The sequence below is a fragment of the Streptomyces sp. GbtcB7 genome (assembly GCF_019091445.1).
GTDB classification, from domain to species: domain Bacteria; phylum Actinomycetota; class Actinomycetes; order Streptomycetales; family Streptomycetaceae; genus Streptomyces; species Streptomyces mirabilis.
Window position 1 is genome coordinate 1 of sequence record NZ_JAGXJM010000046.1, and the last position, 22895, is coordinate 22895.

At 67.1% G+C, this 22895-nt stretch carries 16 protein-coding genes; 3 read left to right on the plus strand and 13 right to left on the minus strand.

All coding sequences use genetic code 11. From position 1 onward, the window contains the following. The 11 genes from KVT44_RS46780 to KVT44_RS46830 form a co-directional block, all read right to left on the minus strand. A partial coding sequence (locus KVT44_RS46780; RefSeq protein WP_217574356.1) for an aldehyde dehydrogenase family protein occupies nt 1-527 on the minus strand: 527 nt, incomplete at its 3' end. Between the two features lie 25 nt (nt 528-552). Further along, on the minus strand, nt 553-1788 hold the full coding sequence (locus tag KVT44_RS46785; protein ID WP_217574357.1) for an NAD(P)/FAD-dependent oxidoreductase: 1236 nt from the start codon (nt 1786-1788) through the stop codon (nt 553-555). Continuing rightward, nucleotides 1778-2989: a PrpF domain-containing protein gene (locus KVT44_RS46790; protein ID WP_254650846.1), complete on the minus strand. Its 1212-nt coding sequence runs from the start codon at nt 2987-2989 to the stop codon at nt 1778-1780. Before KVT44_RS46790 ends, KVT44_RS46785 begins: the two co-directional genes overlap by 11 nt. 44 nt (nt 2990-3033) lie before the next feature. Next, nucleotides 3034-3357, minus strand: a complete 324-nt coding sequence (locus tag KVT44_RS46795; RefSeq protein ID WP_217574359.1) for a 2Fe-2S iron-sulfur cluster-binding protein — start codon at nt 3355-3357, stop codon at nt 3034-3036. A gap of 116 nt (nt 3358-3473) precedes the next feature. Beyond that, nucleotides 3474-5795, minus strand: a complete 2322-nt coding sequence (locus KVT44_RS46800; RefSeq protein WP_217574360.1) for a CoA transferase — start codon at nt 5793-5795, stop codon at nt 3474-3476. Then, nucleotides 5795-6592: an enoyl-CoA hydratase/isomerase family protein gene (locus tag KVT44_RS46805; protein ID WP_217574361.1), complete on the minus strand. Its 798-nt coding sequence runs from the start codon at nt 6590-6592 to the stop codon at nt 5795-5797. The genes KVT44_RS46800 and KVT44_RS46805 overlap by 1 nt, the downstream gene beginning before the upstream one ends. Further along, entirely contained in the window at nt 6589-7002 is a 414-nt protein-coding gene (locus KVT44_RS46810) for a Zn-ribbon domain-containing OB-fold protein (RefSeq protein WP_217574362.1), read from the minus strand. Before KVT44_RS46810 ends, KVT44_RS46805 begins: the two co-directional genes overlap by 4 nt. Before the next feature lie 8 nt (nt 7003-7010). Then, nucleotides 7011-8147: a thiolase family protein gene (locus tag KVT44_RS46815; protein WP_217574363.1), complete on the minus strand. Its 1137-nt coding sequence runs from the start codon at nt 8145-8147 to the stop codon at nt 7011-7013. A 101-nt stretch (nt 8148-8248) separates the two neighbouring features. Then, entirely contained in the window at nt 8249-9115 is an 867-nt protein-coding gene (locus KVT44_RS46820; protein WP_217574365.1) for an SDR family oxidoreductase, read from the minus strand. A 46-nt stretch (nt 9116-9161) separates the two neighbouring features. Next, the gene (locus KVT44_RS46825; RefSeq protein ID WP_217574367.1) at nt 9162-10406 is read right to left on the minus strand and encodes a cytochrome P450; all 1245 of its coding nucleotides are present in this window, start codon (nt 10404-10406) and stop codon (nt 9162-9164) included. Between the two features lie 71 nt (nt 10407-10477). Further along, nucleotides 10478-11152, minus strand: coding sequence for a GntR family transcriptional regulator (locus KVT44_RS46830; RefSeq protein ID WP_217574368.1), 675 nt, complete (start codon nt 11150-11152; stop codon nt 10478-10480). Between the two features lie 943 nt (nt 11153-12095). Between KVT44_RS46830 and KVT44_RS46835 the strand changes: the two genes are divergently transcribed. The 3 genes from KVT44_RS46835 (at nt 12096) to KVT44_RS46845 (ending at nt 20427) form a co-directional block, all read left to right on the plus strand. Then, a complete protein-coding gene (locus KVT44_RS46835; RefSeq protein ID WP_217574369.1) occupies nt 12096-13262 on the plus strand; it encodes a transposase in 1167 nt (388 codons plus the stop codon). Further along, nucleotides 13259-17893: a Tat pathway signal protein gene (locus tag KVT44_RS46840; RefSeq protein ID WP_217574370.1), complete on the plus strand. Its 4635-nt coding sequence runs from the start codon at nt 13259-13261 to the stop codon at nt 17891-17893. The genes KVT44_RS46835 and KVT44_RS46840 overlap by 4 nt, the downstream gene beginning before the upstream one ends. 176 nt (nt 17894-18069) lie before the next feature. Continuing rightward, nucleotides 18070-20427 (plus strand): hypothetical protein, encoded by a 2358-nt coding sequence (locus KVT44_RS46845; protein ID WP_217574371.1) that lies wholly within the window; start codon nt 18070-18072, stop codon nt 20425-20427. 723 nt (nt 20428-21150) lie between these two features. On the opposite strand, the gene KVT44_RS46850 is transcribed toward KVT44_RS46845, so the two are convergent. Together KVT44_RS46850 and KVT44_RS46855 are read right to left on the minus strand one after the other, a co-directional pair. Next, nucleotides 21151-22029 (minus strand): alpha-L-arabinofuranosidase C-terminal domain-containing protein, encoded by an 879-nt coding sequence (locus KVT44_RS46850; RefSeq protein WP_217574372.1) that lies wholly within the window; start codon nt 22027-22029, stop codon nt 21151-21153. A 122-nt stretch (nt 22030-22151) separates the two neighbouring features. Beyond that, a complete protein-coding gene (locus KVT44_RS46855; protein ID WP_217574373.1) occupies nt 22152-22763 on the minus strand; it encodes a hypothetical protein in 612 nt (203 codons plus the stop codon). Nucleotides 22764-22895 lie beyond the last annotated feature (132 nt).

The window sequence follows — 22895 nt, forward strand, 5'->3', positions numbered from 1 at the left end:
ACGGACTGGTCGTCAGCAAGTCCACGGCGTTCGCCCGCGACGACGCCGTCCGGCTCACGTACGGTGTAGGTGGTGTAGCCGGGGATGGTCTGCATGGTGGAGCCATGGACGTTCTCCGCCAGTCCCGCCACGTACCGGGCATAGGACGCCATGGCCTTGGCCCCGGGTCCCATCTCGCTGATCAGCTTGCCGTTCTCGTGGATCTGGATGAACGCCAGTTCCTCGGCGTGCTCCTCGATGAGGTCGGCGAGCCCGCGCAGCAGGCCGGCGCGCACTGCCGGGGCGGTCTGCGGCCAGCCGTCCTCGTCGAACGCCCGCCGGGCAGCCCGTACGGCACGGTCGACGTCCTGCGGTGTGGCGGCGGGTACGCGACCCCACGGCCGGTTCTCGTACGGGTCATGGCAGGGGAACGTCTCACCACTGCCGGACGCCACCCACTCCCCGTCGATCAGCATCAGGTAGTCGCGGTCCGTGTCGGCCGGGAAGCGTGCCGATACGGCGTCGTTGCCTGCGGCTTCGTCCTTCATCTCGGAATCCGTTCTTGTTTCTCGTTCAGAGCATCTGCTTGAGCGGGACCGACAGGTCCTGGAGCGACGCCGGGGAAATCTCGGCTCGCTGAGCGACCAGCTTTTTCGCGGCCGTGAAGTCACGGGGGCTGGAGATCACGTCGGCCGCCCGGACGGCGCCGTCCTTCAGGTAGAAGGCCGCGAAGGACCGTCCGGTGTCGGCCGTTCCCCTGATCACGACGTCGTCGTACCCGGTGGACAGACCGACCGTCTGGAGCTTGACGTCGTACTGGTCGGACCAGAACCACGGAACAGCGGTGTACGGCCGGGGGTTTCCGGTGATGGTGGCCGCCGCCACGCGTGCCTGCTCGGAGGCGTTGGGCACAGATTCCAGGCGACGGCGTCCGCCGTTCTCTCCGCACGGGTGGTTGGTGCAGTCTCCGACGGAGAGGATGGCGGGATCTGCGGTACGGCAGTACTCGTCCACGACGATGCCGTTGTCGACCAGCAGGCCGGACTCCTCGGCGAGTTCGACATTGGGCACGAGACCGATACCGACGAGTACGACGTCGGTGTCGATGGTCTCGCCGCTCTTCAGCTCCACACTCGTCACCGAGCCGTCCGGCGCGAAGGCGAAACCGGTCACGGCGGTGTCGACCCGCACCTCCACCCCCTCCTCGGCATGGATGCGCTGGTAGAACGCGGACACCTGCGGCGCCGTCACCCGGGCCAGGACGCGGGGCAGCGCCTCCAGCACCGTGACGGCCAGACCGAGCCCGCGTGCGACGGCGGCGACTTCCAGGCCGACGTAACCGCCGCCGACGACGACCAGTCGGGCACCCGGCACGAAGCGGTGCCGCATGGCCGCGACATCGGCGAGCGTGCGAAGGTAGTGGACGTTCGGCGCGGTGTCCAGTCCGGGGACCGGCAGCCTGCGCGCCCTGCCGCCGGTGGCGAGCACCAGCCGCTCGTACGACAGGCTCGTACCGTCATCGAAGGCGACGCTGCGGCCGGCCCGGTCGATGGCGACCACGCGGGTACCGACGCGAACGTCGATGCCCTGCTGCTCGTACGTGGCGGGCGGCCGGATGTGGAGGTCCTCGACGCCGGCCTTGCCAGAGAGGTAGGCCTTGGACAACGGCGGGCGGGCGTACGGGTAGGAGGGCTCTTCGCCGATGAGGGTGATGGGCCCCTGGTGGCCGGACATCCGCAGAGCGGCCACGCATTCCGCGCCGGACTGGCCCGCGCCGACAACCACGACCCGATTGGTCTCACTGTGCATGGTGTCCGCTTTCGTTCACGACGTGGCTCTGTTCCCCGGCCCAGGGCAACCTGGATGGCTCGGCGAACACCGTGCCTTCGAAGATCCGCCGGGCGGTCCTGATCAACGATGCCCGCACCACGTCGACGCGTGACCCGGACTCGCTCAGTTCCACTTCGACGGAAAGGGTTCCGCCTGGATGGCCGACCCTGTAAATGCCGGAGTCACCGGCCTCGGGACGAACGATGTCGTGCACCACGGTCCCTTCCAGGGCTGCCGCGACGGCGACCGGGACAGCCCCGGTGCCGGGAAACGCCTTGTGGACCTGCCCGTTGAAGACACAGCGGGCCGCCAGGTCGCAACTGTCCGCCGGTCGCGGTTCGTTACTGCCGTAGAGCCGCCAGTCCATGGGCGCGCCAACGACGATACTGAACGGCGTCATGGGGCTTTCATCCCACGCCGTCTCGATCGACGTGGCAAATCCCAGATCCACGGCCACCTTGCCGCGCAGGAATTCCAGCTTCCGCCCCACCTCGGGTATCTTCTCGATCTCCGCCGGATCCTCCGATCCGGTGAGACCGAAGTCCTTCGCCGAGACGAATACCTGCATTCCTGCGATGTCCACGACCGAATACTCGACGAGACCGACGCCCGGGACATGAGCCTGATCCCGGCGGTTTCCCGTCGGAAGAAGCTTCCCCGTCTTGGCACCCGCCGCGTCCTTGAAGTCGAGGAGGATGGGCGAACCGGTTCCGGGAACCCCGTCGATGTGGGTGGTTCCCGCAGTCTTCGGCCTCCCGCCCGACACCTCGACGCGGGCCACGATGACCTTGCCCGTGTTGGTGTTGTGGACGCGTACGACCGTGACCGGCTCGACAGCCGGCACCAGGCCCTCGTCGATCGCGTAGGGCGCGATCGAGGACAGGACGTTGCCGCACATGATGGACCAGTCGACCATCGGCTCGTCGATGCCGATCTGCGCGAAGGTGTAGTCGACATCGGCGTCCGGCCGGGAGGATGCGCCGACATAGCCGAACTTGCTGGTCAGGACGTCAGCGCCACCGACGCCGTCGATCTGGCGCGCATCCGGGCTGCCGTAGACCGCGAGCAGCCACTGCTCCAGTTCGCCCTTGTTCCGGGTGGGCAGGTCTTCGGCCCTCACCAGCAAGGCCCTGCTCGTGCCACCTCGGTAGACGACTCCGCGTGTACCCAGTTGGACCATTCTCACTCACCTGCTCCCTTACGTCGCACGGGGCGTTCGCCGGTCTACTGCTGGGTCTTCGGGACATGCACGACGATGCCGTCCAACGAGGAATCGAGCTGGATCTGGCAGCACAGCCGACTGGCGTCGGTGGGCTCCTCCGACGTCACCTCCAGCATGTCCTCCTCCAGCTCCACTCTGGCGGGGAGCGCCCCTGTCCACGCTTCGTCCACGAAGACGTGGCAGGTGGCGCACGTCAGCTCACCGCCGCATTCGCCGATGATGCCCGGCACCAGATTGGCCGTGGCCGCCTGCATAACCGAGTTTCCCTCGGTTGCTTCGACTTCCTGCTTGGTGCCATCTGGCTGAACGAAGACGACGCGACTCATGATGAACTCCTGATCAATTACGGAAACGGCGAACGCGCCGTCTGGTCATTCTTATTTTCGCTGGCCCTGTCGACAAGATGTCCAGGTCTCGATTGCATATTTTCTTGGGTCACGCATCATCGCGTGAAGCGTTGCGAGAGAATACCTTCGAGGAATTCTTCGATCTCGCCGTCTTCCCGGTTCTGAGCGTTCTCGCCGAGAAGCGGCGCCGGCGTCGGCACCGGCGGAGTGAAGCCGTGCAGGATCATGGGAAATCCCTTCAGCCACTCCGGGTCACGCAGTGCGGTGCGCCGCTCCTGGTACCGCTGCTCGCGAGCACGGTCCACCGCGGTGGACACCGGTACGGCGGGGACGCCCGCGCTCCGGAGTTCCGCCACGGCCTCGTCGCGGGGACGCGCCGCGGTCCAGTCGGCAATGAACATGTCGACCGGGTCCTGGTTGTCCCACCACCATCGCTCCCGCTCGTCCACGCGCAGTCCGGCGATCAGACCGGCCAGCGCCCGCCGGTGCGCGTCGGTGGTGCAGGAGATCGCCAGCCAGCCATCGGGCTCGGCTGTGGGATAGGTGTCATGTGGGGTACTACCGGGACGACGGTTCCCGTCCGGTCCGGCGACGCGCCCGGTCCAGGCATGCTCGGCCAGTTGGTCGGCAAGGGTCCACGCCACCACCTCCCGCTGCGAGACATCCAGGTGGACCCCGCGCTGCCCGGTGACCACGGAGTGCGCGACAAGGGCGGCCCCCACCAGGGACACAACTTGATCCGGGTAGTTGACGTCACCGCCCGACCACATGGGCCGCTGGCCCGGATACCCGGTGACGGCTGCCAGACCGGACAGCAGGTCGAGAGTGGAACCGTACGAACTGTAGGAGGACTCGGGGCCGGTGGCACCCTGGCTCGACAGCGACAGATAGACCAGGTCCGGGTTCAGCCGGTGGGCAGTCGCGTAGTCGATTCCCATCCGGGTGGTCACTCCCACCCGGAAGTTCTCCACCAGGACATCCGCCCGGCGGATGAGCCGATGCGCGATCTCCCGGCCCCGCTCGGTCTTCAGGTCCAGGCACAGGCCGTGCTTGCCCGCGTTGTTGGAGGCGAACATCGGTGAGGTCGACGAGCCGGACCCGCCACTGGCCGCGCTGCCCCCGCCTGGCATCACCCAGGCCCGGAACGGATCCGGCCGGCCCTGCGACTCGATCTTGACAACGGTCGCACCGTAGTCCGCGAGAAGTCGACTTGTGGCCGCGCCGGCGGTGATGGTGCCGAAGTCCAGAACGACCAGTCCGTCCAGGGGGCCCAGCGAACCGTGCCCTGCCTCCTGCTCGGTTCCGGACGAGGTGGGTTCGCCGCGAGACGCTGTGCGAAGCCGCGCCGCGAGCGCGCCGCCGTCCTCGCCCAGCGCCGGGGCCGGGGCGTCGGCACTACGCATGCCGGGCACGGTGACCGGCAGACCCACCACCGGGACGTCCCGGCGCCGCCGGTCGGGCGGCAGTACGAACCCGCGGGTGAGCAACTGCTCGCACGTCAGCAGATCCGCGGCGTCGGCGGCGTAGCCGAACGGCAAGCCGAGGCGTTGGGCCGAGGTGTAGACCTCCCCGGCCTCTCGGACCGCCACCGCCTCGGCGACGAGTGGCCACCACTCCTCCATCCGTTCCGCACGCTCTGCGGCATCATCGAGACCGGGGGCGGCCAGACGTGGGTCACCGATGAGTTCCACCAGCGCGGGCCACTGATGGGCGAGGAAGATGACCCCGACCCAGCCGTCCTTTGCCTGGACCACACGCCAGCCGCCACGTGAGGAACCGCCGCGGATGGGGAGCGCTCCGCCGAGGTCGAAGGTGACGTCGCTCTTCCAGTCCATGTACGCGGCGACATCACTCAGAGCGACCTCGACGAACTCTCCATGCCCTGCGCGATCGCGGCCCCGCAGGGCGAGCATCGCACCGTAGAAGCCCAGGAAGGCCGCGGAGTGGGCACTCTGCTCCCCGCCCAGGCCGAGGGGGCGCTGGTCCGGTTCCCCGACCATGGTGGCCAGGCCGCCGTACGACTCCGCCAGGAGGCTGTCCCCGACGGTCTCGCTGTATTCGCCGGAGAGGCCGAAAGCGGTGAGTGACACCGTGACGAGGTGCGGAAAACGATACCTGAGCCGATCCGGCGTCAGGCCGGCCGAAGCAGCCGCCGCGGGTGTCAGGTCCACGACCAGCACATCGGCCGTCGAGAGCAGCGCCTCCCAGGAATCGCGGCCCTCGGAAGGCCGCACCACCGCGCTGTGCTTCCCCGCGTTCAGGGCGACGAAGGTGTGCTCACGGGCACGTAGCGGGTTACCGGTCGGCGGTTCACAAAGGATCACATCGTGACCGAGGGCCGCGAACAGACGTCCGCATGCCGCACCCGCGACCGAGTCCGTGAACTCAACGACCTGGAGTTTCTGCTGCCCGGACATCAGCCCTGCCCCGGGTTGCGCTCGCCCGCCGCGAACCTGCCCAGGCCCTCGGCCAGGACGGTGCTTCGGGCGCGGATCTCGTCGGCGACCTCGTGGCCGTAGGCGATGGCCGACGTCCATTCGGAGATCTCGCCCGGAATCTTCCACAAACCCCTCTTGGACCATTCCAGACCGGTGGCGTCGAAGGAGGCGACGCGCTCGGCGAGTGCGGTCACCTCGTCGTGGAGCTTGTCCAGGGGGACGGCGAGGTTGACGAGTCCCCACTCCGCCGCGGTGGCCCCGTCGATGCGCTCCGCGGTCAGCACCATCCATGCCGCGCGCTTGGGGCCGATCCGCAGCTGGGCGGCGGGGCCCGCCAGCGTCGGGTACAGGCCGAACCCAATCTCCGGCATGCCGATGGCGGCCTCGTTGGCCGCAACCGCCAGGTCGGCGACATTGATCAGGGTCGATCCGCCGCCGAGCGCGAAGCCGTTCACCGCCGCGATGACGATGGCCGGGTGGCTGCGGATCTCCTCCTGCACGGCTGCCCACTCGGTGCGCCGGTCCAGCTCCGCGTCACCGGTGCTGACCTCGCCCTCCTTGAGGTCAACGCCGGCGCAGAAGGCGGGACCGTTACCGGTCAGGATGACGACCTTGGACCTGCCCCGGCATTCGTCGAGCGCCCGAACGATGCCGACCCGTGCCGCCCGGTTCATGGCATTGCGCTGCCGGGGACGGTTGAAGGTGATGCGGGAGACGCCGTTGTCACCGTGGTGCACGAGGACGACGGATCCCGCGTCCTGCGGCTCGGCGCTCATGGGTTGGCCACCTTGAACTTCGGGATGACGCGGCCGTCGGCGATCTCCTCGAACACGACCTCCAGGGGCATCCCGCACTCCAGCCGCTCCGGCGGGTCCACGATGGTCGACATCAGGAACGGTCCCTCTTCGAGCTGGATGAAGGCCACCAGGTAGGGGACCTCGTCGGCGAAGGCCGGGAAGTACCGCTGGTGCATGACGACCCAGGACCAGAGGGTCGCCCGGCCACTGGCCCTGCGCCATTCGAAGTCCGGGCTCAGCGTCTCCGGGTCGACCGGGGACTCGGGAAAGCGTGGTGTCCCGGAGTCGCCGTACTGGAGGCGGAGTTCGCCGGCGAGGGTGCCCTCCCAGAAGCCACGGTTCGTGTCCGTGATCGGCGGGAGCATCTCGAGCAGCTTCTCGGTGTCCATGGTCGCGTTCACTCCCCTACCAGTACGTGCGAGGTCACGATGGGCGATGCACAGATGTAGTGCGCGACATCGCAGTCGGCCACCTGGCGTTCGCCCGCCTCACCCCGGATCTGTCGCACGGCCTCGACGTGATGGCCCCAGCCCTGCATGTAGCTCTCGCCGGTGTGCCCGCCCGCCGTGTTGAGGGGGGTGTCGCCGGTGCGGGCGATGCGGTCCGCCGTCGCCCACTTCCAGGCCTCGCCACGCGGCGCGTAGTCGAACCCTTCGAGGCTGAACAGCACGGTCGGGGTGAAGTTGTCGTAGATCTGCACGCAGTCCATGTCTTGTGGGCCGTAACCCGACGCCTCGTACAGGCGCCGGGCCACGTCCTGGGACGCGGAGTAGAAGAAGTCGGTGCTGGTGTAGTAATTGTTCACGCTGCCCATGGCGGCGGTGGCCGCCACCCGCACCGGGCGCTTGGGCAGGTCCCTGGCCCGGTCCAGGGTCGTGAGGATCAGCGCGACTCCGCCGTCGTTGATGATGCAGTAGTCGTAAAGACGCAGCGGATCGGCGATGTAGCGAGCGCTGAGGTACTGCTCCTCGGTGATCTCCTCGCGCATTACGGCGACCGGGTTCAGCGCGGCGTTGCGGCGGTTGTTGATGGCGATCGGCGCGAGCGCACCGTCCGGCACCCCGTATTCGTACTGGTACCGGCGGTACATCAGGCCGACGTAGGCTCCCGGCGATGTCATCCCGTACATCGCGTCGTAGCGGGTGGTCGGGCTGTCGGTGTAGGCACCGCCGTAGGTCATCTTCACGGACCGGCCGTTGTTGCCGTAGACAAGGGCGATGGTGTCCGCCTGTCCGGTCTCGATCAGGGAGACGGCGTGCTGGAAGGCCACGCCGCTCATCCGGCCGGAGCCCTCAAGGCCGTTGATCACACGGGGGTTCGGTATGCCCAGCACATCGGCGCCGTGCTCGTAGCCGATGCGCGCGGTCAGGAGGCCGTCGACCTCGTCCTTGCGCAGTCCCGCGTCGTCCAGCGCGAGCTTGAGAGCCTCGGCGCCGAGCGCGTACGCGTCGCGCTGCGCGTCCTTGTTCGCGTAGAGGGCGCCGAAGTCCGTCTGTCCGACTCCGACAACCGCTACTTGCCTTCGTTCAGGCATGGTTCAGTCCTAGGTCACGGCCATTCAGGGAATGACGAGCTGACGCGATGGGCTCACGGGGCGGATTGCCCGGCCTCTCTCGCGCGGCGGAAGGGAAGAAGCTAGAGGCTGCTGTGCGGGAACGGGCACTTCGACTGGTCGCCGGTGCCGTCGTGTGCGTGCGCGTCGGGCTCATCAATGAGGGGGAGCGCCTGGACGTCCGCCATGATGTCGCGTGCGTGCTCCATCGCGAACGCACGGCTGTGCGGATTGGTGGCGATGACCAGCGTCCCCTTGAGGAGGCCGTCGAACGCCGCGCGGGCCACTTCGGCCGACTCCTGGGCATACGGTGCGATCGCGGCAGCCCACGCGGGATCGGCGGCGATCATGCTGCTGACACGCTCGGTGAGAACCCAGCCCGGGGCGAAGAGCGAGACCCCTATTCCGAAACCGTGCAGGTCCCGACGGCTCGCCTCGGTCAGACCGAGGGCGGCGAACTTGCTCATGGTGTACACGCTCATGGGCGCCACGTGCGGCGGCACTCCGAGGGAGTGCTCCGACCCGGTGTTCATGATGTACGCCGGCCTGCCCTGGGCGGCGGCTTCCTTCAACAGCGGGGTGAAGGCGTGCACCGCGTTGAACATGCCCAGAATGTTGATATCGAGGGTCTTCTTCACCTCCGCCGGATCCACGTCCTGGATCGGCCCCATCACGCCGGTACCAGCGTTGTTGCACAGGACATTCACCGTGCCGTACCGCTCGACGGTGGCGTCCGCCAGGCGTTTGACCTCGGCGTACTCCGACATGTCGGTTCGTAGCCACTCGGCCGTCGCACCGTCGGTCCGGAGGCTCTCGACGGCCTCGCTCGCGTCGTTCACATCGGCGATCATCAGCCGTGCGCCACGTGCCGCGGCCTCGCGGGCCAGGGCCAGTCCCACTCCGGTGGCTCCGCCGGTCACAACAACCACCGCGTCGGTCAATGTGGTCATGACCGCTCCTCACTGTTCATGTGCCAGGTGTTCATGTGCCCCGAGCTCATGTGTTGTCCGGACCGCTGATCGGGCCTTGGGCAACGGTCACGGGAAGTTCGAAGAGCTGGTTGATGAAGGTGCTCCAACCGCGCTTGGGCTCGCCGTTCAGGCGCAGGGTGATTCCGCGCTTGTGGATCTCCTCGAAGAGGATGCGCACTTCGAGCCGCGCCAGGGCGTTGCCGATGCAGTGATGAGCGCCGTTACCGAAGGCCATGTGGTCGTTCGATGGCCGCGCCGGGTCGAACCGGTGCGGTTCCGTGAACACCGCGGGATCCCGGTTCGCGGCGGTGAAGAAGAGCTGCACCAGGTCGCCCTTGCGCATCTGCACTCCGCGGAACTCCACGTCCCGCGTCACCGTGCGGGCCATGTTCATGGCCGGGGTGACGTACCGCAGGAACTCCTCCACGACCGCCTTTGAACCGACGGTGTCCAGGGACTTGTCGACTGTCGCCGCGATCTCCGGGTTCTCCAGCACCAGGCGCATGGACTGACCGATCAGCGTGTGCGTCGTCTCGAACCCCGCGACGAGCAGGATCTCCATGAAGTGCAGGCACTCCGGCTGTGAGAGCTCGCCCCGCTCGACACACTGGGCGAGTACGGTCGCCATGTCGTCCTGGGGGTCCCGGAGCTTGGCCAGCCGCAGCTTCTCCATGAAGGCGTAGATGTTGGGGACAACCTCCATCAGGGCCGCGCCGCTGTCCGGCTTCACCACAGCGCTGAACACATCGTTCGCCATGTCCACGATCTGCTGACGGTCCTCGCGCGGCACGCCCATCACTCGGGCCACAACACGGGACGGGACGAGGGCCGCCACGTCGGCCACCCAGTCCACCTCGCCCCGGGCCACGATGTCGTCCAGCACCTCCACCACGATCTCCCGGACCCAGTGGTCGAAGTTCGCGACGACACGCGGCCCGAACGAGCGGGCGGCGGCCCGGCGCAGACGGCTGTGCAGCGGCGGGTCCGAGTACATGATGTGGCCCTCGAAGAAGGGCGACGGCTCATCGAGCGCGGGGTAGAAGGGTCCCCACTGGACACTGAAGGTCGCCGGGTCCTTCTCGATCTCGATGATCTCCTCGTGCCGGGTGACGCACCAGAATCCGCCGTTCAGCGTCCCCATCGCGGCGGGCTGCCAATACAGTCCCGGCATCTCCCTGATCGCGTCGAGAGCCTCGTGCGGTACCCCCGGCACGAAGGTCGCCGGGTCCGACAGATCTGGTATCGCCGTGTTGATCGTGTTCGTACTCATCACTGCACTTCCCGTCGTCCTGATGACTTCTTCATTCGTGAATGACCCAACCCGGGCGGATCCGCCCGTAATCAGTCCGATCCCTGTTCCAGCAGATTCACCGCGATCAGCGCTGATGCCCGGGCGGCCTTGACGTGCCTGCGCGCTGCCTCGGCGGCGTCCTCGGGGGAACGACGCAGGACCGCGGCCGCGAAATCGTCGTACTCCTCCTTCGTCACCGCGATACGCCCGGGAGTGGCGGCCGAGATCCGCCGCAGAGCGTGAATGCGGGTGTACAGACCGCCCAGCACCTGCTCCAGGATGGGATTCCGGCAGCCGGCCAGGAGCACCTGGTCGAACCGGTCCAGCACGTCCTTGTTGTTGCTCTCCGCCGGATCCAGCTGCCCGGCGATCTCGATGAGCGTGTCGACTTCGCCCTGCGTCGCCCGCTCGACGAACAACTTCGCGGCGAGAGGTTCGAGCTCGGCGCGCAGCTCGTAGATGTGCCCGACCTCGTCCACGGTCGGAATCGCCACACGCAGCCCTCGGCTGGGCGACGCTTCGACCAGCCGCTCCGACTGGAGATGACGCAGCGCCTCTCGCACGGATGTCCGACTGACGCCGGTCAGCTCCGTCAGTTCGCGCTCGGTGAGCCGCCGACCGGGCTTCAGCGCGCCGTCCAGGATGGCCTGACGCAGCGCGTCCACCACCTTGTCCCGCACGAGCTTGTCCTGCTTGACCCGTAGGTCGAGTCCAGCCCCGGTCACTTCGCACCTCTGTTTCCCGCCGATGAAGTTTGTATGACGGAGTACAGAGTGCCGTCTGTCATTTTCGTCTGTCAATGGGTGCGACACGCCCTCATGGAGAGCCGGCCAGCAGACTGGATTCAGCCAGTACGGCACACCCCGCCAGGGGAACGGCCGACTGCGGTGATTGGTGTTTGATCGCATCGATGCCATACGGTTTTCGCCACCACCCGCCCACAAGGCAGGTTTGGCACGGTGTGAGCGGGCTGCACTCTCCAGGCAGTGAGATCGCCGACCGGTAGTCAGCACTCAGATCGGGCGCCGGGTGCCCGAGCACGTGAGGTACTCGGCTTCCAGGGCGACGGCGTCATCGACTCGGGCGAAGCCGAGGCCGGATCGACCGTGCGAGGGCGGCGTCGCCCTGGCGCAAGCCGACATTGTCGGTGCCGAGGCCGAACGCGGCCGGATCCGTCCGAAGGACGTCGGTGTCCGCGTACTCCCTGAAGTGGCTCTGAGAAGATTTTCGTAGGCGGAGATCATCTCGGTGTGGCGGTCACCGGAGCCGCATAACGGGCAGTCGCTGGCTGTGGTCTGCTGAACTGCCCTCTGTGTTACCGCATTTGGCGGGTGTGCTGGTGGAGACGGTCGATGTCTCCGGTACTTGCGTGGTGGTCCGGGCCCGGACCAGATCCGGCACCTTGGCGGGGTGTACGGGGTGCGGCACGAGATGCGAGTGGAGCCACAGCCGTTATGTGCGGCATCTCGCTGACACCGCGCTCGGCGGCCGTCCGGTGCGGATCGACGTGAGCGTGTGCCATCTGTACTGCGTGAACGCGGTCTGCCCGAAGGTGACCTTTGCTGAACAGGTGCCGGAGCCTACGGTGCGCTATCAGCGGCGTACGCCGCTGCTGCAGCACCTGGTCAAGGCAGTCGGTGTCATGCTGGCCGGCCGGGGCGGGCCTGGATGTTACACGTCCTCAACATTGAGTTCTCGCGGTGCACCGTGCTTTCCCAGCTGATGCGCATTCCCCTGCCTGCGCTGGTCACGCCCAGGGTGCTGGGGGTGGACGACTTCGCGCTCTACGGCGACACCTACGGTGCTCTCCTGGTCGACGCGACCACCCAGCTGCCGCTGACGCTCTGGGAAGGAAGGGGTGCCGAACAGCTCAGCCGCTGGCTGCGTGCGCATCCCGGTGTCGAAGTCGCCTGCCGGGACGGCTCGCTGACCTACCGGCAGGGCATCGCGAATGGTGCTCCGAAGGCTGTCCAGGTCAGCGACCGCTTCCAGCTGCGGCAGGGCCTGTCCCGGCGCGTCCAGGAGGTGGCCGCCGCCCACCGCGGGTGCCTGCCAGCAGTCCTGTCCCCGGTCGAGGCATGCGATCGGCCGTCTCGCGAGGAAGCAGCCGCAGATCATGTGGTGGACACTCCCGCCGGACGCGCTGGGCTTCACCCGTTGGGTGCAGATCGGGACCAGGACGTCTCACTCGTGTCGGCGACCCCGCAAAGCGGGCTGCGCCGCCGAGAGGGAGGTTCCGACGCCGAGGACGTCGCGGAAGAAGACCCCGGTACGCCCAACGCCATCACGGACGAGACCTCCCCTGACCCGCAGTACGCCGCAAGGAGGCGTGCACACGGCGAAACGGCGCACCGCAGGTTCTGCGATCTCAACGAGGACGAAGGCGCGAGGCCGCTCATCAAGCCGTTCCCACTCGACCGTTCGCGCCGCAGCAGTCGCGCGACCGTTTGCCTCCAGCCTCGCGCGAAGATGGCCGCGCTTCCGCGTGAGAGCAGCTTCTCCACCATCAAATCAGTAATCGATTACGAGAAGCTGATGCGCTACTTGGTCATCCTGCAAGCGTCCGGCCCGCCCTGTCAGAACCCGGCTGCACAGTACTGTCCACCGAATCTGGACTCCACTGAAAGTTTCACATTCTACGACGCCTTGCAGCCACCCTTGCCAGCGTTGGTCTGGCGCCCTAACTTCAGGCAATCGATTACTGAGCCTGTGGTGAACACCGGGACTGAAGGAAGCGTTCGGCAGGCCCACCTTATTTCGCACGCCCGATTCCGGACTGTCCTGCGCGTCCCGTCTGTCCGTATCGAGTGCCAGCTCAGGAGACACCACACATGACACAGGGCATCCGGCGCAGATCGCTCCTGCAGTCCGCAGCGGCCGTAGCCGCTGTCGCCACCTCCCATAGTTTGCTGTGGCCGGCCGCGCCCGCTGCCGCTGATGGCAGTCGGACGGCCGACGGCGGCCCGGCCATCGACACCCTCGATTTCGGAGACACGTCGTCCGAGAAGGCCCACAGCCTCCGATCGGAGGCCAGCAGGGTCACCGACGGCGCTCTCGGTGACTCCGCACGCGTGGCCTCTCCCCTGTCACCGGCCCAGATCCATGGCGGTGACCTGCGGTTCGTCATGAAGGTCGATCCTGTCCGGCAGAACTATCTGACCGTCAAGTTCTGGGGTTCGGACAGTTCCACGCTGAAAACCGTCGCGTACATCAACTCTGAGCAGATCGGCTATCGGCGCTACGGCGACTACTCGGTCGTCGACGACGGCTCCGCGGCCCCGTTGCCCGGCCGCTTCTACTACTCGACCATTCTGCTCCCCCTGGCCCACACTCAAGGTCAGAGCAGGGTCGAGATCATGCTGCGCTCCTACGACTCCGGCTACACCAACCCCGTCAAGGTCGACTCACGCGGCTACTACAAGGCCTACACGCACACCACGGCCGCCCTCGACCTCTCCAGCGAACGACAGGCCGACTACACCCCGCCGACCACCACGGCCACCGATGTGAGTGAGGCCCGTAAGCAGGAACTACTGACCGCGTACACCAAGACACAGCAGGAACTGCACGACAAGTACGCCGCGAAGGTCGACGCGGGTCAGAAACTGTCGATCGTCCGTTACCAGGACGAGTTGCGCTTCTACTCCATGTCCCTGCTGCAGTCCTGGTCGCCCACGCAGAACACCGCCCAACGCAAGCAGGCACTCAAGCGAATTCTGTGGACGGTGGATCAGCACGTCAAGGACTACTACGGCAACACGATGCTGATCGGCAAGGGCGGCCATCAAAGCGACTGGGGTGGCTTCTACGGGGCACTGGGCGAGGCTCTCTACATCGTCGAAACCCTCCTCCTGGACAACACGCTGATGGGCAAGGCGGCCTTCAACGCCTTCCTCGACGAAAGCTTCCCCATCGACACCACGGACGGGGAGCACTCGCTCGACGGCAGCGGTCTCAGCCGCCGTGACGCCTGGGAGCGCTGCCTCAAGGCGAACTTCGACTTCGCCCGCTCCCGGCTCTCCTACATCTACAACCAGATCATGTACACGTACGAGGGCGCCTGGGAGGCCCACGAGGGGCTGCGGATCATCGACTCTCAGCACTACGAGGGCAAGAAGCGCAGCCACGCCATTCTGCTCGAAGCCCTGGGCGGCATCCCCTTCCTGGGCGAGGAAGTGCTCGTCGGCCCCGACGGCAAGGACCTGGACCTCTACCACGATCTGTCGTATCACGACGGCATGGCCCGCTACACCGACGACTACCAGCAGATCGTGATGAAGGGCCTGGCAAAGAGCAAGCTGGACGCCCAGGGCGAAGTGGTGCGCCGGCTGCCGTACGCACACGCCTTCACCGGACTCACCGCAGCCGGCCTGACCCGGGAGAACGGATACGTCGCCTCCTACGGCGAAGCGGCCAACGCCCTGCCCGAGTACTTCTACAAGACCCTCGACCACAAGGACGACGCAGCGCTCAACGACGAGATCCTCAAGCTCAGCCTGAAGTCGATCCACGCCCGCTCCTACACTCGGCACACCAGCGTGGACGGCGGCAACCGGCTGATGCGCATGGAGATGGTCCTGGACGAGCGCAACCCCACCTATCCGGGCCTGCCCGGCTACGCCACCCGCCTGTCGAACGGTGTGGCCATGCTGTTCGCCTCCCTGGAACAGCGCATGAAGGAGAACCAGAAGCGGTACGCGGGCAAGGAGTGGGAACCGTACTGGACGTACGCGGGCCAGGCGGTCGGCTTCGTCCAGCAGCAGCTCACCGACCACCAGTTCTTCAACAACCTGCCCACCTCCTACAACTCCGACTACCGGCTGGCCGAGACCTACACCTACGTCACCGGGGAGCGCGGCAGCGCCAAGTCCGTGCATCCTCAGACCGACTTCGCCTACTACACCGACGCCGAAATAGCCGCACTGCAGGTGGATCCGGCCGACTACGAGCAGTTCGCCTGGGCGGACATCGACGCCATGCTGGTATCGGTGCGAGACGCGGACACCCGGATCTTCGCCGCGCTCAACTTCCGAAACCGCGGCTACTCCGGCAGCGGCAAACTGCACGTCCTGCACCGGGATCACGAGAACATCGTGCAGATCAAGACGGAGGGCATGTACCGCACGGACGACTACTTCCTGCGGCACGACAACATCGACCTCGAGTTCGCGGAAGACGCCCTCACCAAGGACGCGTTGCCTGCGGCGCTGCGAGGCGAACCCCTGCCCATGACCCGCCAGCCCGCCGTGCCTGTCATCCGTCCCAGCGGAGACAACGACCACGCCTACTGTGGCTACCCCGACCTGCTCACCGCCCGCTACGGCCACTACCTGTTCGCCATCAACTCCACCCGCAAGGCATACGGCAACGAGCGCATCCACAAGATCACCGTGCCGGGTGCACCCGGTACCGTGCTGGATCTGGTCTCCGGGAAGCGGCTGGCGGTACGAGGCGGCAAGATCAGCCTGCAGCCGACGTCGGCCGTCGTATTGCGTCTGGACCCCGCGCAGGCGGCCACCGTACCGACAGCCTCCGGGGTGGACTTCCTCACCGCGCTGCCCGGCGCGCACGGCGTAGAACTCGGGTGGAAACCCGCAGCCGGCGCCGCCTCGTACGACGTCTTCCGCGCGAGCAGGGAAGAAGGCCCTTACCAACGGATCGCTTCCCGTATCAAGGGCATCACCTTTCATGACAAGGGTGCAGTCCCCGGCAGGACGTACTACTACAAGGCCGCTGCCGATCATGGCGCCGCCTCTTTCCGGGCCGAAGCCGCCTACCGCTCACCAGCCTCCCCGCGTCTGCAGGGATCGGGCTGGCGTGACGACCGTATCGGCACAGCAGACCGGGGCACAGCCACTGTCCGCCCGGGCAGGAAAATCAGCATCACCGGAAGCAACGGCGCCGGTTTTGGCGCGGGAGACGACTACCTGCTCCTGGCCTCCGAGATCCGCGACTCGCTCCACTTCGTCAGCCGCCCTCTCACCGGCACCGCCACGCTGCAGGCACAGGTGGAGCAGTCATCGGGCACCCTGGGCGGACTGCTACTGCGCGACGACCTCAACGCCTCAAGCCGGTATGTCTACTTCGGTCCGGACCAGACCGGAACCCTGATCTTCCGTCACCGCAACCGGGACGACCGGCACGACTTCCAGGACGAGCAGCGCAGCCCGGTGAACGCGACCATCCCCGAGCTGACTGCACTGGACTATCCCTACCTCAAGGTGGTCAGCGACGGCGAAGCGCACCGCATCGACGCCTACGCCTCCCGCAACGGCGCCTTCTGGATTCATGCCGGCGCCGTCTTCCACGCCTTTCCCCCCACCTTTGCCGGCGGGGTCGCGGCGGACGCCGAGGCGGTCTTCAGCGGCGTGAGGGTGACCGTCACTACGCAGGCCGCGTTGCGTCCCTCAGCCCACGTCCGGGAGGACACGGTCGACCTGGCGTGGAACAAACCGCGTTCGGTGTCCTCCTTCACCATTCACCGCAGCCCAAACGGCGAGGACAACTGGCAACAGCTCGCCACCGATGTGCTTGCTCCCTGGTACACAGACACCAGACTCCGGGCAGCGAAGGCCTACTACAAGATCGTTGGTCACTGCGTGGACGGTATGACCATCTCAACGGACGAGCCCGCGCTCGCCCTCGTAGAGAACCCGCAAAAGGCCTATGACCGGGCCAGAGCGCTCACCGCCGCCGACTGGACGCGGGGCAGCTTCTACCGGCTCGGCAGGGAGCTCAACGCAATCAAGTCCTTGCTGGCCGAGCCGGACGTGGACCGCCCTGCGCTGACGTTGCGGATCTATGCGGCTGTGGATGCTCTGGTCTCTGCCCGGCAGAACAAGATCGATGTCCTGGCGACGGCAACCGTGCTGGCCTCGCACCCGTCCTGGGCCAATGCCAACCCGCCTGAGATCGCGGGCACCTTCGCCTTCGACGGCGACATCGATTCAGCCGTGGACCTGGTGACCCGCAACGACACCTGGTTCCGCGCCGACTTCGCCGACAAGCCCGTGAGCGTCGGCCAGGTGCGGGCCTACCCGCGGGCCAAGGGCGACAACCCGGCCAAGGTGAACGGAGCGATCGTCCAGGGCTCCAACAACCTCACCGATTGGACACAGATCGCCCGGCTCGGCGGGGTCGACGCCACGGCGGCCCCGACCTGGTACACCTTCGCCTCCGAGAGCCGGACCTCGTTCCGCTACATCCGCTACCTGGGGCCGATGGGCTCCAGCTCCAACATCGCCGAACTGGAGTTGTATCGCTACTGGGTGGACCACTCCATGGTGGAGACGCTCCTCGCGGAAGTGACGGCACTGAACGAAGCCGACTACACCGCCGTCACCTGGGCGACCGTCATCCAGGCCGCCGATGACGCGCGTGCCACCTCTGACGGCACCCAGGCCCAAGTGGACAGGGCAGCCGCGGATCTCCTCACCGCCCTCGCCGCTCTGATCAAGAGGGACTGACCCGAACCATCCACCGCTGAGGTCCGCTGGCATTGCCGCGTCCGGCGACCAACCCAGCACCCCCGGAGCATCTTCGCTCCGAACGGGCCGGGCCAGGGCTGACAGACACCGGGTCCTTGTCCGGTCCCGCCCGGCCACACCCTCCCCCACTTCCTGCCATCAGAAGGGACGCTGACATGGCAGAGAACATGCGCCGCAGAACCATCCTGAGTTCCGCGGCAGCCGCAGTAGCAACCGGCTATCTCCACTCCGGCACAGCACGAGCGACCCCGCAAAAGACCCGGCCGCTGGCGGCCCAGAGCCCCGCACGGGACACCCTCGTCTTCGGCGACACCGCATCCGAGAGCGCCCACGCACTCACGTCCACAAGGTCGGAGACCGTGACGGCCGGCGGGCTCGGCCAGCGCGCACGACGCTTTCTGCCCACCGAACCGGCCGGCGCCTGGGGCGGCAGCGCCTCATTCGCGATGGCTGTCGACCCCGCTGTGACCACCTACGTCACTCTCAAACTGTGGGGCGAGGAGGCCGGTTCAACACTGGGCAGGCTCCAACTGTTCTGTGACGGCAAGCAGGTCGGCCACCACCACCTGGGAGCCGTCGACCCCCTCGACGTCGCCGGGGACGAGAAGCGGCTGCCAGGACGGTTCTTCTTCCACACCCTGCCCCTGCCACCATCGTCGACGCAAGGCAAGACCTCCGTGCGGCTGGAAATCCGCTCCATGGGGCAGGTCAATCCCTACGGCACGACGACCGCCGACTTCTACAAGAACCTGACCGCCCCCTCACGCGGGGTGTACAGGATCTACACCCACACCGATCCCGTGCTCACCCTCGCCAGCGGGGATGTCACCGGCTCAGCCCCCGTAGACCGCGCACGACCCGAAGACGCCTCCGGGATCCTGGACGAAATCGACCGTGCAGTCGCCGCCGAACACACCGACTGGCTGGACAACACCAGCCTCAACCTGTGGGGGGTGCTGTCCCTCGCCGCCGGATACGACCTCCCCTTCAGCCCTTGTTACCACAGCGAGACTGCTCTGGAGCGCATCTGCTTCTTCATCGACGTCATCTACAACAAGTGGCTCACCGACCCGGCGCAGATGACCGGCTCCGACCAGCAGTGGGAAGGCTTCGGCCGGATCGGCCTGGTGATGACGGCCCTCAATGGCCACCTCGATGGCGCGCTGGCCAAGAACGTGACCGGCGCCACCACGACCATCACCCGGCGCACGGCCTACACGAACATGCTTGTCGCCTCCCGCGACTACTGGCGCCAGCACCTGCCCACCTACACCAACCAGTACATCGGCGCCGCCACCGGCATCTACAGCTGCAACCGAGGCCTGTCACTCATCGCACCAGGCCAGGCCCTGAGCGAGACCAAGGCCCGCCACTACGTCCGCCAGGCCGTCGGCCTGGTCCCGTTCGAGGGCTCGGAGAACGCAATCGGAACACCTTCCTGGCCTCTCGGCACGTCCTACTACCTCGTCACCAAGAAGGGTCTGACCCGGGAGCTCGGGTACGTCGGCCTGTACGGCGAAGTGATCGACGGACTCATCCGCCTGTACGACGCGGTGCACGGCTGGAACGGCATCACCGACGAGGCATTGCGGGCACGCGTCGTCACCATCGTCAAAGCACGCTCCGTCTTTCGCTACCAGGCCGTCGACACCGACGGCTACCGGGCCATGCGCATGGAGACCGTCGTGGGCTGGCGCGACTCCACCTACCCCGGCGAGGTGGTCTACGCACAGCGCAACGCCGCCGACGGACACGCGCTCCAGGCAGCAGCCGTCCTCCAAGACCCTGCTCTGACCGGATACGCGCAGCAGATGGTCCGCGACAACCAGCTCTTCCCGAACCTGGACATGTTCGCCACCCAGCGTGCACCCCGTTACGGGCTGACAGCAGCCCGGGTCCGCCGCGACTACGACACCTTCCGCACCCTGTCGGCCAGTTCGACGGTGCTGCCCGGCTCCTGGAACGCGCCGGACTTCCTCTGGGCGGACGAGGACGACGGAGTCCTGGCTCTCAAGAACGGCGAGGAGTTCCTCTACGCCTCCCTGTACTGGCGGGCCCGCTACGGCGTCAACAACTTGGCTCGCGTCCACCGTGTCACCCGCGCCACCGAGCACTCGGCCACAGTGGCCATGCAGGCGCAGTACGCGGGCACCGGTGAGGTCTACGTCGAGCCGGATCTCATCGCCCAGCCCCACTGGGCCGGCGCCCCCGTGCCCGGCGGGCCTGTCCTGCACCAGGCCTGGGCCGGCCACCGGCAGCCCCTCGCCCGTCCCCCGGCCGGGATAACAGGCGGCGCTGTCGGCAAGGAGACGCCGTGGGCCGGGAGGGCGTCTTTCTACCGGTGCGCGTACGGCCGCTATCTCATCGGCATGAACGCCTCCCCCAGTACCAGCTACAGCCTCGACACACGCGGCTGGGGAAGGTCAAGAAATCTGGCCACCGGCCAAATCGTCACCCCCGCTACCGGACTGCAGGTTCCTGCGCTGTCCACCGTTGTCCTGTACTTGCTCTGAGATTTCAGCACGCCTGGCCTGAGGTCGGGGGGTTAGGGCGGCACGGTCCATCGCGCCGGGGGGCCGGGCCGTTGCCGTCGCTCCACCGAGCCCGGGCGGTGAAACTGTTCGGTGAACAGGTCCAGGCGTCTTCCGGCTCGCTCGGGAGCCGCCTGGGCCTGCGGCGTCCAGAAGGACGCAAAACGCGACGTTCACGTCCATGGCGCCAAGGCCGTCACGCATACTTCGGTCTCTCCGACGTTGCGTCCGGCCTGTCCTCCGGTCGATCCGGTCTCGCGCACGACACATCAACCCGGCGAGCCGGCCCAGTGCGGCCTGTGGTTCCCGCCGGTCGACGTCCCGGCTGGGCTACGGGCAGAGCGGACGTTCGCCCATCCTCGGGCTGCTCGCGGACCATCGCGGCGCCGCTACTGCCCACCCGCACCACCGGCGACCTGATCGACGGCCCCTGGAAGCTGCTGACCTGGTGGAGAGGGCAGACGGCCATCTGGAAACGTCATTCCTGCCTGGCCGCGCCCTCACCGGACCGGACGACGTCACCACCCGGCTAATCGCCCGGCTGAACATCGCCAACCGGCGCAGCACCGCAGGCTGGGCGCCCGCCCGACCGACCGGTGGGAGGCCGACCCGTCCCAGCCGCTCGCCCTGCATCCCGTCGATCCGCCTCGCGGGTAGCGCTTCGCCACCCGCATCAGCCTCGACCACTGCATTCGCGCCTATACCCTACTCCGTGCCCCCCCTGGCCACCGGTAAGACAGTCCAGGCCCGCACCGGCACCGACGAGGTCACCTTCCGCCAAACTGCCGTTGCCGGACGCAGGCGCACCCTGATCACTGTCGCTGGCGGCACCACCAGCGGTGTGCCAGTGTCGGCAGGACGGTGGCGGATCGTGATGCGCTCCGGCTCGGCGAAGGTGTTCGCGGCGTCCAGCGGTCCCCCACCGAACATAGCCACCTCATGCGGCGCGAGAGGGCCCGCGGGGCACGCCACTTCGAGGGAAAGAGGACGCTCGGCGTCGCGGTTCACCGCGTACAACAACACCTCGCCGCTGGCTTCGTCATGACTGGCGCTGACGTCTAGCAGGGGAACGCTCGGGTAGTAACTCCCCTCCCGGACAGGGGAGTCGGCCCAGACATCGATCGCGGTGTGCCCACGGCTCACGGCGAAGAGCTCTTGTACGTAACTGATCCCCTGCCGGTAGAAGCCCTTGCCATCGCTCTCGCAGACCACCGCGGGCAGGGCGTTGACCAACTGCGTCATGTTGGCGAGGGTCAGCACATCGGCGTTGCGCAGGAAGATGCCAAAGTACGCGGCCACCAACAGCGAGTCCGCGAGGTGGTACTCCTCGGTGAGGCCGTCGTCGCACTGCGGATCGTCACCCGTCTTGTACCAGGGGTTGTACTCGTCCAGCGCGATGCCGATCGGCTTACCAGGGGTGCCCTTGTCGTGGTTGACGAGGCGGATGTCCTGGCGGACGACATCCACGGCATCCTCCAGCAGCCGCATGTACTCGGTGAGATGCTCGAACACCGCGGCGACACCCATCTCCGCATACCGTTCGCGGATGTCGTCCGCGTAATCATGGCCGATGTAGTGGTGCATGGAGATGAAGTCGGCGTGCTCTTACAGCGGGTACAGGACCTCGCGGTTCCAGTTCGGCTGAGGAAAGCCGACGGGGAAGTGTGCGCCGGACAACACCAGTTGAATGGTGGGATCTGCGGCCTTCATCGCCGTGGCGAAGTCGCGGGCGCGCCGGACGTACTCCTCGGGGTGGCGGTGTACCCCATCTCCCACTCGCCGCTGATCTCGTTGCCGAGCGCCCAGTAGCGCACGCCGTACGGCTCTGGGTGTCTGTTCCTGACCCGCTCATCCGCCCAGCGGCTGCCGGGTTCGCCGTTACAGTACTCGACCCAGTCGCGGGCCTCCTCGGGTGTGCCGGTGCCCATGTTCACGCACAGGTACGGCTCGGCTCCCACTTCCCCGCCCCAGGTCATGAACTCGTCGGTGCCGAAGTCGTTCGCCGCGGGCCAGGCGCCGTCGGCTCGGTACCGGGTCGACGGCCGCTCGCTCGTCGGGCCGATCCCGTCCTTCCAGTGGTGGTAGGCCGCGTAACAGCCACCGGGGAAGCAGACGTTGGTCACGCCCGTCGCGCGGGCCGCGGCGATCACGTCCGTGCGAAAACCTGAGGCGTCGGCCATCGGCGAGTCCGGGTCGTATACGCCTCCGTACACGCAGCGGTGCAGGTTCTCCGCAAAGCTGCCGAAGACGAGCGGGCTGACAGGGCCGAATCTTTCGGCGGGGATCAAGTACGACAGCGACCACGGTGTACGACTCACTTCCGCCGCCCCCGAATGGCTCAGGAGGCGGGAACGCCGAGCCTAGTCACGGCCGATCGCTCTGCGAAAGCTTGCCGGCTCGCTGAAAGTTTCAGAGCCCGGGCCCAACCGGCCAGGGGTACGGGACCGGGG

Bases quoted from the DNA above. Each gene is read 5' to 3' on its own strand.
- KVT44_RS46785 (WP_217574357.1), bottom strand. From the start codon at position 1,788: ATGCACAGTGAGACCAATCGGGTCGTGGTTGTCGGCGCGGGCCAGTCC.
- KVT44_RS46790 (WP_254650846.1), bottom strand. From the start codon at position 2,989: ATGGTCCAACTGGGTACACGCGGAGTCGTCTACCGAGGTGGCACGAGC.
- KVT44_RS46795 (WP_217574359.1), bottom strand. From the start codon at position 3,357: ATGAGTCGCGTCGTCTTCGTTCAGCCAGATGGCACCAAGCAGGAAGTC.
- KVT44_RS46800 (WP_217574360.1), bottom strand. From the start codon at position 5,795: ATGTCCGGGCAGCAGAAACTCCAGGTCGTTGAGTTCACGGACTCGGTC.
- KVT44_RS46805 (WP_217574361.1), bottom strand. From the start codon at position 6,592: ATGAGCGCCGAGCCGCAGGACGCGGGATCCGTCGTCCTCGTGCACCAC.
- KVT44_RS46810 (WP_217574362.1), bottom strand. From the start codon at position 7,002: ATGGACACCGAGAAGCTGCTCGAGATGCTCCCGCCGATCACGGACACG.
- KVT44_RS46815 (WP_217574363.1), bottom strand. From the start codon at position 8,147: ATGCCTGAACGAAGGCAAGTAGCGGTTGTCGGAGTCGGACAGACGGAC.
- KVT44_RS46820 (WP_217574365.1), bottom strand. From the start codon at position 9,115: ATGACCACATTGACCGACGCGGTGGTTGTTGTGACCGGCGGAGCCACC.
- KVT44_RS46825 (WP_217574367.1), bottom strand. From the start codon at position 10,406: ATGAGTACGAACACGATCAACACGGCGATACCAGATCTGTCGGACCCG.
- KVT44_RS46835 (WP_217574369.1), top strand. From the start codon at position 12,096: ATGTTACACGTCCTCAACATTGAGTTCTCGCGGTGCACCGTGCTTTCC.
- KVT44_RS46840 (WP_217574370.1), top strand. From the start codon at position 13,259: ATGACACAGGGCATCCGGCGCAGATCGCTCCTGCAGTCCGCAGCGGCC.
- KVT44_RS46845 (WP_217574371.1), top strand. From the start codon at position 18,070: ATGGCAGAGAACATGCGCCGCAGAACCATCCTGAGTTCCGCGGCAGCC.
- KVT44_RS46850 (WP_217574372.1), bottom strand. From the start codon at position 22,029: ATGCACCACTACATCGGCCATGATTACGCGGACGACATCCGCGAACGG.